Genomic DNA, 12,817 nt, shown 5'->3' on the forward strand with positions numbered 1-12,817 from the left:
GACTCAGATCAGTTCCGCCAGTTCGGAGGTGGGTACGTGGATCCAACCCTCCCGCGCGGCGATCGGCCGGTCGGCGGCATCGGGCAAGATGGTCCGGCCGAGCTCGGCGGCACGCGCGATCAGTGCGGTGATCACGGCGTCGAACGCGTCGTCGTCACGGGCCATGGTCTCGGCATGATCGCTGAGACCCAACCATGGCGCAGCTTCTTCGAAAGCCCCGACGAGTCCGGCGAGCACCGAAACGTTGGCGGCACGTTTGTATCCGCGCGAGGTCAGTCCCCATCGTTTGAGCGCCCCCGCGGGGTACGCCTCGACCGCCCACCCGTCGACGCGGTCGTCGACTCCCAGGTCCGAGAGCAGGCCGGCGCATCGGAACGCGACGTGCGCGATCTGGTCCGCCGACACGCTGAGCGGGCGACCGACGCCGGCGTCGACGATCCGCAGATCGGTGCGACGTAATGCAAGTGGTCGTCGACGGGCGATGTCGTCGAGTTCTCGCCCCTTCGACAGTTCGTTGCGATGATGCGCGACAACGAAGTCGACGAACTCGTCGGGCCAGCCGAAGGGGGAATCGATCCCGATGCGGGTCGACCCCTCGACGAGGCGTCGAATGGCGGTGTCGTCCGCGCCCACGACGAGATCGGTGAGCACGGCCTTGTCGGCATCCCAATCGACGCATGCGACAGCAGTTTTCGCCGGCGATGCGGACAAGTCGACGCCGACCGTCCGCATCGCCGGGATCACGGTTCCGGGTCGAGTCAGAAGTTGCCCTCGAGGAACTCGGCATACGCGGGCAGATCAAGCTGCCCGTGGCCCGACAGTCCGATCACGACGACCTCGTCCTTGTCGCTGTCGGCGACGTGCGCGGCGCAGGCCGCAATCGCATGCGTCGACTCGGGAGCCGGGACGATGCCCTGGGTCCGGGCGAACTGAACGCCCGCGGAGAACGCGTCGTGCTGGGAGATGGCGACACCCTGCACCAGACCGAGCTCCACCGTGTGGCTCAGCGCCGGCGCCATGCCGTGATAGCGCAGACCACCGGCGTGGATCGGGTCGGGCACGAAATCCATACCGAGCGTATGCATCTTGAGCAACGGGGTGAGTCCGGCGACGTCACCGTGGTCGTAGCGGTACTCCCCCTGCGTGATCGACGGGCACGCGGCGGGCTCGGCGGCGATGACGCGCGGATCCGAGCGGCCGTGCAGCTTCTCCCGCAGGAACGGGAACGACAACCCCGCGAGGTTAGAACCGCCTCCGGCACAGCCGAACACGACGTCGGCACCGCCCGGCTCCACCGCGTTGAGCTGGTCGACGGCCTCCTGCCCGATGACACTCTGGTGCAGCACCACGTGATTGAGCACGCTGCCCAGCGCGTACCGGGTGTCGGGGTTGGAGGCGGCGACCTCGACGGCCTCGCTGACGGCCATCCCGAGGCTACCCGTGGTGTTCGGGTCCTTGGCGAGCATCGCGCGACCCGACTCGGTCAGCTCGGACGGACTGGGGTGGATGGTCCCGCCGTAGGTGCGGATGAGGAACCCCCGGTAGGGCTTCGAGCTGTACGACGCACGGACCTGCCACACTTCGACGTCGATGCCGAACTGCGCACCCGCGAACGCCAGTGCGCTTCCCCACTGACCGGCTCCGGTCTCCGTCGTCAGCTTGGTGACACCGTCGAGGCTGTTGTAGTACGCCTGCGCGACAGCCGAATTCGTCTTGTGGCTGCCGACCGGGCTGACACCCTCGTACTTCACGTAGATCCGCGCCCTGGTGTTGAGCGCCTCCTCGAAACGACGCGCGCGGATCAGCGGCGACGGCCGCCACATCCGGTAGATCTCGCGCACCGGTTCGGGGATCTCGATGTAGGGCTCGGTGGACACCTCTTGCGCGATGAGGCCGCTCGGGAACAACGCGGCGAGATCGTCCGGCCCGACCGGTTCCTTGGTGCCCGGATGCAGGTGCGGCGGGATCGGCGAGTCGAGCTCGGCGGCGAGGTTGTACCAATGGGTCGGGACATCCACTGTGATCAGATCCGGATTCCCGGTCTCGACATGCATCGTCATGGATCACCACTCTAATCCTCGGGCCGGTCCCCGCGTCCCGTGCCGACCGATCCCGCTGTCACGCCCCGGGCAGCCGGTACTCCTGCCGGGGCCGGCCGGTGGCGCCGTACTGCAGCGACATCGTCAACCGTCCGGCCGCCACGAGGTTCGCGAGGTGCCGCCGCGCGGTCGGTGCCGCGATGCCGATCTCCCGCGACACATCGTCGGCGAACAGCGGAGCGCCGTCGGCGAACAGCGCCAGGATCCGCTGTTCGGTCGGCGACCCCCCCTCGGCCCGGTCCGCGGCGCGGGTGCCGAACCGCAGTGCCGACAGGGCTGCGTCGACGGCGTGCTGGTCGACGTTCTCGCCCGCCAGCATCCGCCGGTACTGGGCGTAGCCGGCCAACCGACGCGCGAGGTCGGCGTCGTCGAAGGGTTTGATCAGGTAGGCGAGCGCACCGGCACGCATCGCGCTTCGTACCGCCGAGGCGTCGGTCTCGGCACCGACGATGAAGCAGTCGCAGTCGAGTTCGGCGACCAGTTCGATGCCCGAACCGTCCGGCAGGTAGACGTCGAGGAGTGCGAGATCGATGTCGGGATGTTCGGCGATGGCTTGACGTGCCGCACCGATGCTGCCCGCCCGGGCTCGCACGGTGAAGCCCCGGACGGCGTCGACGATCGCGGAGTGCAGCGCCGCGACCCGGAAGTCGTCGTCGACGATCAGGACGCCGTGGTCGTCGGTCATGGGGTCACTCCCGGTTCGTCGGTCTGGCTGTACGAGTCGTCTTCGGCCTCGTCCGTCGGCGCCAGCACACCGGGCAGGCGGGCGACGAACACGGCCCCGCCCGGTTCGTCATCATCCGCGGAGCCGCGACCCCCCGCATCGGCGACCCACACGTCGCCGCCGCCCCGGCGCGCGATCTGCCGGGCCAGGGCGAGTCCCATACCGCGGCCGCCGGGTACGTGCGCGCCGGATTTGGTCGTGGCGCCCTCGGCGAAGACGTCGTCGGGGTCGTCGAAAGCGATGCCGGGTCCAGAATCCCCGACGGTGACCAGGACCGTGTCGCCGTCGGCGATGACCTCGACCTCGACCTCACCGGGCTGTCCACCGTCCGGTCCGGACGCGGCGGCATCGATCCCGTTGTCGACGAGGTTGCCGACCACGGTGGTGACGACGACGGGTTCGGTGAGTACGCCCTGAATCCAGGTCTGGTCGCCGAGTCGCAGCACCACCCGGCGCTCGCGAGCCTGAGCCGCCTTCGCGTCGAGAAACGCGTGGAGGTGTGGTTCGCGCACATTGTCGAGTCCACCGAGGAGCGCCCCTCCCGGTCCGGTTCCGGTGACCTCGTCCAGGTAGGCGAGCGCCTCGTCGGCGTGCCCGTGCCGGAGTAGGCCGGCGAGTACGTGCATCCGGTTGGCGGTTTCGTGGCGCTGTGCGCGTAGGGCGGTGCTCATCGACCTGATCGAATCCACCTCGCGGCTGAGTGCTTCGACGTCGGTGCGATCGATCACCGACAGGACCATGCCGAGGTCGCGACCGTCGGCCCGCACCCGATGGGAACTCACCAGGACCACCCGTTCGCCGACACCGGCGGCGAGGGGTTCGTCGGTCGGCGTCGCCAGGACGGTCGCCACCCGCGGGGTCAGGCCGAGGTCGCCGGCGGGGGTGCCGACCGGGGCGTCGATGTCGAGCAGCGCACGCGCCCGGTCGTTGACGACGCGCACGATGCCGTCGGCGTCGACGGCGAGCACCCCGTCGGCCATCGAGTGCAGCACGGCCCCCTGTTCCCGGACGAGCTCGGCCAGTTCGTCGGGCTCCAAACCCAGGGTGAGTCGGCGCCAACGACGGGCCAGCAGCACCGAACCCACCGCGCCGATACCCAGTGCCGTAAGCGCGAGGAGCGCGATCGCGACGATGTCGGTGCGGGTCTCGGAGCCCAGGCGTTCGGTGGAGACACCGACGCTCACGAACCCGACGACTGCGCCGTCGGCGTTCAGGACCGGGACCTTCGCGCGGACCGACTCGCCGAGGGTGCCCCGGTCGGTGTTCACCTCGTTCGATCCGGACAGCACCTTCGACGGGTCCGTGGAGACCGTCCTGGCCAGCTCCGTCACCTCGGGATGTGCCAGACGGATGCCGCGGTCGTTGCCGATGACGACGAACAGGGCTCCGGTCCGGGCTCGTACTGCCGCCGCCTGACGTTGCAGCGGGCCGTCGACCAGGTCCGCCGCGTCCACCCGGTCACCGGGATGGGCGGCGACCTCGCTGCGGACCTCGGCGTCGGCGGCGACCGACTGCGCGATGGCGAGCGCGCGCTGTGCGTACTCGTCGCGCACCCGGTCGTCGGCTCCGGCGATGACCAGACCGAACCCGACCGCGAGGCTGACCGCTATCACCGCCAGCTGCAGGAGCAGCACCTGCGTCCGCAAACGCATGGTGTCAGCCTAATGCTCGCTGTGGGGCAGGCACGCCGACGCGGCGATCCGTGGGGAACGGATCGCCGCGTGGAGTGTGGATCGGCATGCACCGGTTGGGCCGTATCAGAACGGGATGGCCCCGACCAGGACCCCGACGGCGAGCATCACCAGCGAGACGACCGTGGCGCGCCACAGGACCTTCTTGTGGTGGTCGGCCAGGGTGATCCCGGCCAGTGCGACCAGCAGCAGGATCGCCGGGACGAGTGGGCTCTGCATGTGCACGGTCTGGCCGGTGATCGATGCCCGCGCCATCTCGGTGGGGTCGATGCCGTAGCGGGTCGCGGTCTCGGACAGGACCGGTAGCACCCCGTAGTAGAAGGCGTCGTTGCTCATCAGGAAGGTGAGCGGGATCGAGAGCACGCCGATCACGATGGCCATGTGGGGGCCCATCCAGTCGGGGATGCCATCGGCCAGCCAGTGCGCGATGGCGTCGACCATCCCGGTGCCGTTGAACACGCCGGTGAGGACGGCGGCGGCGAGGACCATGGCGACCACCGACACGATGCTCGAGCTGTGCCGGGTGATGGCCTCCTGCTGCTGCTTGATGTGCGGGAAGTTGATGGCCAGGGCGATGCCGGCGAAGATCATGAACAGCACCGGGATGGCGACGATGTCGGCACCGAGGATGGCCAGCAGGGCCACGGTGAGTCCGGCGTTCACCCAGAAGAGCTTGGGCCGCAGGGTTTCCCGATTGGGGTCGAGGACGCCCGAGAAAGATGCGTCGCGGTCGTCGTCGGCGGCGCCCGCCACGGGGCGGCTGAGATCGTGATCGCCGGTGGGAGCGTCGTCGTAGGCGCCCGAGCCTGTTCCCGTCGAACCCGAACCGCGCGCCCGACGACCCTTGGGCGGCAACCCGGTTCCGCCGCCGGCGCCGACCAGTACCTCTTCCTTCGGGGCGAGGATCGAATCCCGGATCTCCAGCTTGCCGATGCGCCGGCGTTCGAGCACACCGAGGTGATAGGCGAAGAGCAGTACGACGATCAGCGCCGCCACCAGTGCGGGGACCATCGGGACGAAGACGTCGTTGGTGTCGATGTTCAGCGCACTTGCGGCGCGGGCGGTGGGGCCACCCCACGGCAAAATGTTCATCGTGCCGTTGGTGAGTCCGGCGACGACCGTGAGGACGACCGGGCTGACGCCGAGCTTCAGGTACAGCGGCAGCAGTGCGGCCGTCGTGATGATGAAGGTCGTCGAACCGTCGCCGTCGAGGGAGACGACACCGGCGAGCACCGCGGTTCCGACCACCAGGCGGGCCGGGTCGTCGTGCACCGCGCGGACGACCGCCCGGACCACCGGGTCGAAGAGTCCGACGTCGATCATGATGCCGAAGAAGATGATCGCGAAGAACAGCATCGCCGCGGTGGGGGCGAGGTCTTTGATGCCGTCGGTGATCATGTCGCTGATGCCGAGGCCGGCACCGGCGAAGAGGCCGAAGGCGACGGGGACGAGGATCAGCGCGACCACGGGCGTCGCCCGCTTGGTGATGATCAGCACCATGAAGGTGGCGACCATCCCGAGGCCGAGGGCTACCAACATTGTCTTACTCGATTCTGCAGCGGATGTGAGGGCGACCACATCGGGTGGTCACATCAGAAGTGTTGGGGGTCACCGGCATCACAGTCACGCTTGGGCGCATAAGTAGCGTTTCGCGCTTTTCGCGCTAGTCGGGCAGCATCGGTGCGTCGTCGCCGTGGTTGCGTCCGATGAGGACCGCGCGGGTGACCGAGTCGCGGCCGAACCGGTCCCGCAGCAGATCCATCGTCGCGTCGAGTTCGTGGGCATGGTCGGTGTCGAAGGGAAGCGTCAGCTGGATGCTGTCGTGGTCGTCGAGGTTGGTCAGCGACAACCCGACCAGGGTGCATCCCCGTTCGCGGATGATCGGCATCGCGTCGGCGAGGAGGCCGCGCGCCGACGCCATGATGAGGTCGGTGCGGTCGGTGGACTCCAGCAGCGTGCGGGACCGGGTGGCGCGGGTGAAGTCGTCGAAGCGCAACCGCAGAACGATTGTCCGACAGACCCGTTCGGCCGTTCGGAGCCGTTTGCCCAATCGTTCGACGATCGCGGTGATGGTCGCCTCGAGGTCGGCCTCGGACTTCGGACGTCGGCCGAGCGCGCGTTGTGAACCGATTGAGCTGCGTCGTTTGCCGGTCTCCACCCGACGCGGGTCCTGGGCGAGTGACAGCGCGAAGAGGTGCCGTCCGGCACCCGACCCGACGATGCCGCGCAACGACCGCTCCCCGAGGGCCGCCAGCTGGCCGACGGTCTCGACTCCTGCGTCGTGCAGCTTGGCCTCGGTGACCGGACCGACCCCCCAGAGTCGACGGACCGGGAGCGGATGCAGGAAGTCGAGTTCGGTTCCCGGCTCGACGATGAGCAGGCCGTCCGGCTTGCCGACGGCGCTGGCGACCTTGGCGAGGAACTTGCTGCGTGCTCCGCCGACCGTGATGGGGAGACCGACCTCCTCGCGGACGCGGCGTCGAATCGTCGATGCGACGTCGTGCGACGTACCGCTGATCCGGCCGAGCCCCCCAACGTCGAGGAAGGCCTCGTCGACCGAGATCCCCTCGACCACCGGAGTGGTGTCGTGGAAGATGTCGAAGACCTCCCGACTCGCCTCCATGTAGGCCTCGAACCGCGGCCGGACGACGATCGCGTCGGGACAGAGTGCCCGCGCCTCGTGGCCCGGCATCGGCGATCGCACCCCGCGGGCCTTGGCCTCATAGCTCGCCGCGAGGACGACGCCGCCGCCGACGAGAACCGGACGGCCGCGAAGCGAGGGGTCGTCCCGCTGCTCGACCGAGGCGTAGAACGAGTCGAGATCGGCATGCAGGATCGACGGATCCCGCCGTTCCCGCCGCTCGATGCGCATAGAACACATGTTCGCATGAGGGTCGGACATGTACCAGCACGTCCGAGGCAGCCGACTCGGGCTATGGGTCCATCGGCTTTGTGGGATCGCCGATGCCGGCCAGGCGGCGCACCGCGACCAGACCGTCGTCGCTGCCGGGCCAATGGCGCCGGAGCGCATCTTGGCCGGCACGGCGGACGACCGAGCGCAGCGCCAACACCACGATGATCGCGTCGTCGGCGTAGCCGAGAACGGGGATGAAGTCGGGAATCAGGTCGATGGGAAGGACCAAGTAGATCAAGAGCAGCATTAGCCGGACGCGGACACCACGGGGGAGTTCTCGGTCAGCGGCCAGCCGTCGCAGCAGTACGACGGTGTCGGGCAGTAGCCGAAGGAGGTCTTTGGCCCGCAAACCGGGTGGGCGAGCGACAAGGAGAGCGATCACCAGGATCACCCACAGCAACAGCACCCCACCTGCGACGGAGATCGCGATGGCGACGAGGCGTTCCATCAGGACGGCTCCGTTCTGTCGGCGAAGGGTGAGACGTCCGCCACTTTATCGGGAACCGTTGTCAACACGTCTACGCTGAACCCATGCCAGGCCCGAGCATCGCCGAGATCTTCAACTCGACCAGTCCCGATTTCGACCTGGTGACTCCCCTCGTCTGGGGTCCGGCGGGCGAGACCCTCGTTGCTCGGGCACGGGTCGCGCTGGGCGATGAGGTTCTCGACATCTGTTCCGGCACCGGTGCCAGCGCGCTGGCCGCCGCGCGGGTCGTCGGACCCGACGGGCACGTCACGGCAGTCGACTTCGCCGCCGATCTGGTGGAGCGTGGCCGAACCAGCGCCTATGCGGCCGGTCTGCGCAACATCGACTTCCGGGTCGACGACGTGACCGCGCTGCCCGGCCGGGAGCGCGGCGAATACGACGTGATCACATGCGGTTTCGGCGTGTTCTTTCTGCCGGACATGGACGACTCGGTGCGCAAACTACTGCCCCTCCTGCGCCCACGTGGTCGTCTCGCAGTCGCGGTATAACATGACGACGCACTCCACGACTTCACCGGCGCCTACTTCGCCGAGGTCGCCCGCGTGACGAACACGCCGCCGCCACCCGGTCCGCGTGCCCCGTCCGACGGACCGCCTCACCCCATCACGCGGATCGACACCGAGGAGAAGATCGTCAGGTGGCTCGAATCGCTTGGCGCAGAAGAGGTGTCCGCGTCAGTTCTCGACCTGCGCGTACCACGGACCGACGAGTTCTCCTGGTCGATGGTCCTCGGCAGCGGGTTGCGCGGCGCACTCGCCGACCTGGACGCCGACGCCGTCGAGGACGTGCGAGTCGGGTTCCTGCAGCGGCTGGCAGACGAGAGGGGATCACCGAAGTCGACTGCGACACACTGATTGCCGTGGGTGAACGACCGGCCGACTGACCTCGCGGCGCTTCCACCGCCGGGCGTCGACGGCTTCGCGCGATTCGGCTGCAGACGCCCAATCCGTGGTGAGACCGCGGGTACAGTCGCATTCGCGCTACGCGATGCCGCGGTCAACGGAAGCGGATCAGGCCCGGCACATCAGCCGGCGCGGTCCATCCGTCGCGAGCGAAGTCCGCCCAGATCCGTCGCAACGTGCGGCCGTCCTCGGCAGCCCGATCGGCGTCGTGGCCGGCCAGGATCGGGGCGCCGGCCCAGATCTCCGGGGTTCCGAACAGCAACGGGATGTCGACGGTGTGCACGGCGCGCAGCGGGTGATCTGCTGCGCCCCAGTCGATGACGTACTGCGCGGCCTTTCCTCCGGCGCGTCGGTGGCGTCGGGCGAAGCGGTCGGCCGCCGACGTGTAGATGGCACGGGTGAGTTGCTGGACAAGGCATTCGTACAGGCGGTTGCCGACCAACGGAACCGCGGGGAGCGACGACACCCCGTCGATCGCCGCGGTGAAGAACGCGGCCTCGCGGCTGCACCAGCCGATGAGGACCTCGACGTCCCGCGCTCGACTCTCCCAGACCGCGTCCACCTCGTCCTCGGGTGGCAGCGGATGGTGGCCGTACTGGGGACCGAAGGACATGAACGCCGGAAGTCCATGTTGCAGAATCGCTTTGAGTCCCATCATCGACTCCTGGACGGCCAGGACCTCGTCGACGGTCGCCGACGCCGACACCTGGTGCGACGCAGCGAACATGTCCGCATGCAACCGCTCGCGACGTCGGGTGATGCCGAGGGGCGCACTCTGGATGATGGCGCGGCGGAACAGGCCCGTCACGCCGTCGGCCGCCATCAATTGTGCAACCGCGTCGCCGCCGGCTGATTCGCCGAAGACGGTGACGGCGTTGGGATCGCCGCCGAAGGACGCGATGTTCCGCTGAACCCAGCGCAGCGCTTCGATCATGTCGAGCAGGCCCAGGTTCGCCGGCCGGTTGATGCCGTCGCCGAGGAACCCAAACAATCCCAGTCGGTAGGTCACTGACACGACGACCACCCGCTGTTCGGCGACCAGCGCCGCCGGATCGTGGCAGGGCGCGTCGGCGGCGCCGATGATGTACGACCCGCCGTGAATCCAGACCATCACCGGGAGAGCCTCGTCGGGTCGACGGTCGACCGGCACCGTGACCGACACGTACTGGGCGTGCTCGTCGCCGACCATCTCGCCCAGCGCGGCATCGCCGAAGGTGTCGTGGACGATCCCCTCGCCGTTGCGCTGAGGACAGGCGGGCGACCACGAGGTCGCATCGATCGGCTCGTCGGCCGGCGGTTGCGGGGACGGAACCTCGAAGCGCGCCGCCTGCGCGAAGCGGATCCCGGTGGCGCGCACGACCTGTCCGTCGGTGCGAGCGATGATCGTCCCGGCCGGACACTCGAAGGTCGCGGTCGTCGTGGGTACCTCGGTCATGCGCGGACTTCCTCCGCCGACGCCGACGGAGCCGGTTCGACCTGATACCGGATGAGCCGAGAACTGTTGAGCACCACGGCAACCGATGATGCGTTGTGCAGCACGGCGGCGAGGACCGGCGAGAGCGCACCGCCCGCGCCGATCACCAGCCCCAGGGCGTTGACGGCGATCGACATACCGTAGTTCTGTCGTATCACCTCGACGGTGTGCGAACCCAGATCGCGGATGTCGAGCAGCTTGCGCAGGTCGTCCCCGGCTAGCGCGACGTCCGCGGTCTCGACCGCGACATCCGTTCCGGCCAACCCCATCGCGATGCCGATGTCCGCGGCGGCCAACGCGGGGGCGTCGTTCACACCGTCACCCACCACCGCGACCACGTGGCCGAGGGCCTGCAGCTCACGAACCACCGCGAGCTTGTCGTCAGGGGTGACCTCGGCGGCCCACCGCTCGATGCCGAGTTCGGCGGCGATGGTCGCCGCGGTGACCGGGTGATCGCCGGTGAGCATGGCGATCTCGGTGACCCCGTCGGCACGCAGCGCGTCGAGCACCTCACGCGCCTCGGGACGCAGCTCGTCGGACAGACTCACCAGACCGACGAGCGTGCCGTCGACGGCCAGCAGCAGCGGTGTCTCGCTCGCCTGCCGCAAGCGGTCCACCCAGCCGATGGCGTCGTCGGAGATCGCGACGCCGTGCCGGTCGAGGAGCGACGGATTACCCAGCAGGAGCACGCGCCCGTCTTCGGCGCGGGTGCGCATGCCGAGTCCGACGATGACCTCGCATTCCGCATGCGTCGGGATCTCGATGCGACGTTCCTCCGTGGACCGGATGACCGCTTCGGCGAGCGGATGACGCGAATGGATCTCGGAGCTGGCCGCGTAGGCGAGGATCTGTTCGGGCTGCCAGTCGTCGGAGAAGGACACGACGTTGGTCACGACCGGGCGCCCGACGGTCAGCGTGCCGGTCTTGTCGAACACCACCGCCGAGATCCGTCCCGAAGCCTCGAGGTGCGATCCGCCCTTGATGAGGATTCCGCGCCGCGCGCCGTTCCCGATGGCGCCGCTGATCGCGGTCGGGGTGGACAGCCCCACCGCACACGGGCACGCGATCAGCAGCATCGTCATCGCACGACGGAGATCGCGCGTCACCAGCAGCGTCAGCGCCGACAACGCGAACGACGCGGGTACGAACCGCCGGGAGAAGTTCTCCCCGACCGTCTGGATGGGAGCGCGGTCGCGCTGGGCCTCCTCGACCCGGCCGATGATCCGACCGATCGAGGTGTCGTCGCCGACCGCGTGGGCCTCGATGACGATCCGGCCGGTGAGTACCACCGAGCCGGCCTGCACGCGGTCGCCGACGTGCTTGGTCACCGGGAGGTTCTCGCCGGTCAGCGCGGACTGGTCGACCACCGCCTCCCCGTCGACGACCACCCCGTCGACCGCCACCGCGACCTGCTCGTGCACGATCACCGCGTCCCCGACGTGGAGCGCGTCGATGGCCACCTGCACCTCGGTGCCGTCGGCGAGGCGGACCCACGCCGTGTCCTGGGTGCCGCGGAGGAGGTCGGCGATGGCGCGGCGGGTGCGTCGCAGGGTGAGGTCCTGGAGGAACTCACCGATGTTGAGCAACCACAACACGGTCAGCGCGACCACGTTCTCGCGCAGCAGCAAACTCGCAATCGTGGCAGCGGAGACCAGTGCGTCGGTGCCGGCCCGGCCGCCACGCAGCGAGCGGAGCGCGCCGCGGAGGAACGGGTAGCCGGAGAAGATGGTGACACCGGTGGCGACGGTGCGCGAGGCCGGACCGAGCAGCGGCGGACGGCGGAACCCGTAGCGCCGGAAACCCAGCAGGACCAGGGCTCCCGCGCCGATGCCCATCCGCAACAGGTCGGCATTGGTGACGTCGGCCGAATGCGGTGCGCGGTCAGGAAGATTCGCGGGGTCGGCGTGAGTGGCCGCCGCGATCGCATGATCGATGGCATCCCGGTCGGTGTCCGCCCGGAACCACACGACGACCGAGGCGGTGCGCGGATAGGCGTGCACGGCGCGCACACCCGTCACCCTGGCGACGCTCTCCTCGATGGCCACGGCACGGCGGTCGGCGACAGTGCGATCGGTGACCCGCAGCCACGGAACCGTCATACGCACCCGGCCCGCCGCCGACGACCGGACGACGATCTCGGTCGGTGGCAGCTCGGGAGAGTACGTCGGCGCGGACGTGCTCACGATTCAGTGATCGTGGTCGTGGTCGTGAGCCACCGCTGTTCCCGGCGGTGTCGACTCCTCGCCCAGCCGTTCCTTCGCCTCGGCGACGATGTCGGCGGTGTTGAGTCGCACCGACTCCGCGACCTCCTCGGCCTTGCGGGTTCCACGGATACCCCACGTGGTCGCCACGACGGCTCCCTCACGCAGCGGGGCGCGTCGAGCGACGGTGCGTACGGCGTCGTAGGCGACGGCTCCGACGAAGCCGGTGGCGACCGCCGCGCCGGCCTTGGCGAGCAGTGCATGAAGTGCCATGTGGGGTCCTCGCTATCCGATGTGCTGCACACGTGGTGACAGGACACCACGC

12 protein-coding genes are annotated in these 12,817 nt (G+C 69.0%); 2 read left to right on the forward strand and 10 right to left on the reverse strand.

Annotated features, from left to right (window positions below; genetic code table 11):
• Positions 1-3: 3 nt before the first annotated feature.
• The 7 genes from ACFUEJ_RS01140 to ACFUEJ_RS01170 all read right to left on the reverse strand — a co-directional run bounded on the left by ACFUEJ_RS01140 (position 4) and on the right by ACFUEJ_RS01170 (position 7,876).
• Entirely contained in the window at positions 4-732 is a 729-nt protein-coding gene (locus tag ACFUEJ_RS01140) for a DUF429 domain-containing protein (RefSeq protein ID WP_388027062.1), read from the reverse strand.
• A gap of 26 nt (positions 733-758) precedes the next feature.
• Complete coding sequence (locus ACFUEJ_RS01145) at positions 759-2,060, reverse strand: TrpB-like pyridoxal phosphate-dependent enzyme (RefSeq protein WP_226511935.1); 1,302 nt, start codon at positions 2,058-2,060, stop codon at positions 759-761.
• Between the two features lie 58 nt (positions 2,061-2,118).
• The gene (locus ACFUEJ_RS01150) at positions 2,119-2,784 is read right to left on the reverse strand and encodes a response regulator (protein ID WP_388027065.1); all 666 of its coding nucleotides are present in this window, start codon (positions 2,782-2,784) and stop codon (positions 2,119-2,121) included.
• The gene (locus ACFUEJ_RS01155; protein ID WP_388027068.1) at positions 2,781-4,475 is read right to left on the reverse strand and encodes an ATP-binding protein; all 1,695 of its coding nucleotides are present in this window, start codon (positions 4,473-4,475) and stop codon (positions 2,781-2,783) included. Before ACFUEJ_RS01155 ends, ACFUEJ_RS01150 begins: the two co-directional genes overlap by 4 nt.
• Positions 4,476-4,580: 105 nt before the next feature.
• Positions 4,581-6,092 (reverse strand): CitMHS family transporter, encoded by a 1,512-nt coding sequence (locus ACFUEJ_RS01160; protein WP_264186651.1) that lies wholly within the window; start codon positions 6,090-6,092, stop codon positions 4,581-4,583.
• Between the two features lie 85 nt (positions 6,093-6,177).
• Positions 6,178-7,386, reverse strand: a complete 1,209-nt coding sequence (gene dinB, locus ACFUEJ_RS01165) for a DNA polymerase IV (RefSeq protein WP_159371705.1) — start codon at positions 7,384-7,386, stop codon at positions 6,178-6,180.
• A gap of 61 nt (positions 7,387-7,447) precedes the next feature.
• Positions 7,448-7,876 carry a YkvA family protein gene (locus ACFUEJ_RS01170; protein WP_159371706.1) on the reverse strand — a complete coding sequence of 143 codons (429 nt, stop codon included), beginning with the start codon at positions 7,874-7,876 and terminating at the stop codon, positions 7,448-7,450.
• A gap of 83 nt (positions 7,877-7,959) precedes the next feature.
• On the opposite strand from ACFUEJ_RS01170, the gene ACFUEJ_RS01175 reads away from it, so the two are divergent.
• Together ACFUEJ_RS01175 and ACFUEJ_RS01180 are read left to right on the forward strand one after the other, a co-directional pair.
• Positions 7,960-8,403 (forward strand): class I SAM-dependent methyltransferase, encoded by a 444-nt coding sequence (locus ACFUEJ_RS01175; RefSeq protein ID WP_223259023.1) that lies wholly within the window; start codon positions 7,960-7,962, stop codon positions 8,401-8,403.
• Between the two features lie 54 nt (positions 8,404-8,457).
• Positions 8,458-8,769 carry a hypothetical protein gene (locus ACFUEJ_RS01180; protein ID WP_223259022.1) on the forward strand — a complete coding sequence of 104 codons (312 nt, stop codon included), beginning with the start codon at positions 8,458-8,460 and terminating at the stop codon, positions 8,767-8,769.
• A 142-nt stretch (positions 8,770-8,911) separates the two neighbouring features.
• Here the strand turns inward: ACFUEJ_RS01180 and ACFUEJ_RS01185 are convergent, their stop codons facing one another.
• The 3 genes from ACFUEJ_RS01185 to ACFUEJ_RS01195 all read right to left on the reverse strand — a co-directional run bounded on the left by ACFUEJ_RS01185 (position 8,912) and on the right by ACFUEJ_RS01195 (position 12,765).
• The gene (locus tag ACFUEJ_RS01185) at positions 8,912-10,252 is read right to left on the reverse strand and encodes a carboxylesterase family protein (protein WP_068972120.1); all 1,341 of its coding nucleotides are present in this window, start codon (positions 10,250-10,252) and stop codon (positions 8,912-8,914) included.
• A complete protein-coding gene (locus ACFUEJ_RS01190) occupies positions 10,249-12,390 on the reverse strand; it encodes a cation-translocating P-type ATPase (RefSeq protein ID WP_159371999.1) in 2,142 nt (713 codons plus the stop codon). The genes ACFUEJ_RS01185 and ACFUEJ_RS01190 overlap by 4 nt, the downstream gene beginning before the upstream one ends.
• 87 nt (positions 12,391-12,477) lie before the next feature.
• Positions 12,478-12,765, reverse strand: a complete 288-nt coding sequence (locus ACFUEJ_RS01195) for a DUF1490 family protein (protein ID WP_311277604.1) — start codon at positions 12,763-12,765, stop codon at positions 12,478-12,480.
• Positions 12,766-12,817 lie beyond the last annotated feature (52 nt).

Source organism: Gordonia sp. NPDC057258, from assembly GCF_042668985.1.
In the GTDB taxonomy this organism is placed as follows: domain Bacteria; phylum Actinomycetota; class Actinomycetes; order Mycobacteriales; family Mycobacteriaceae; genus Gordonia; species Gordonia hongkongensis.

Bases quoted from the DNA above. Each gene is read 5' to 3' on its own strand.
- ACFUEJ_RS01140 (WP_388027062.1), bottom strand. From the start codon at position 732: ATGCGGACGGTCGGCGTCGACTTGTCCGCATCGCCGGCGAAAACTGCT.
- ACFUEJ_RS01145 (WP_226511935.1), bottom strand. From the start codon at position 2,060: ATGACGATGCATGTCGAGACCGGGAATCCGGATCTGATCACAGTGGAT.
- ACFUEJ_RS01150 (WP_388027065.1), bottom strand. From the start codon at position 2,784: ATGACCGACGACCACGGCGTCCTGATCGTCGACGACGACTTCCGGGTC.
- ACFUEJ_RS01155 (WP_388027068.1), bottom strand. From the start codon at position 4,475: ATGCGTTTGCGGACGCAGGTGCTGCTCCTGCAGCTGGCGGTGATAGCG.
- dinB (WP_159371705.1), bottom strand. From the start codon at position 7,386: ATGCGCATCGAGCGGCGGGAACGGCGGGATCCGTCGATCCTGCATGCC.
- ACFUEJ_RS01170 (WP_159371706.1), bottom strand. From the start codon at position 7,876: ATGGAACGCCTCGTCGCCATCGCGATCTCCGTCGCAGGTGGGGTGCTG.
- ACFUEJ_RS01175 (WP_223259023.1), top strand. From the start codon at position 7,960: ATGCCAGGCCCGAGCATCGCCGAGATCTTCAACTCGACCAGTCCCGAT.
- ACFUEJ_RS01185 (WP_068972120.1), bottom strand. From the start codon at position 10,252: ATGACCGAGGTACCCACGACGACCGCGACCTTCGAGTGTCCGGCCGGG.
- ACFUEJ_RS01190 (WP_159371999.1), bottom strand. From the start codon at position 12,390: ATGACGGTTCCGTGGCTGCGGGTCACCGATCGCACTGTCGCCGACCGC.
- ACFUEJ_RS01195 (WP_311277604.1), bottom strand. From the start codon at position 12,765: ATGGCACTTCATGCACTGCTCGCCAAGGCCGGCGCGGCGGTCGCCACC.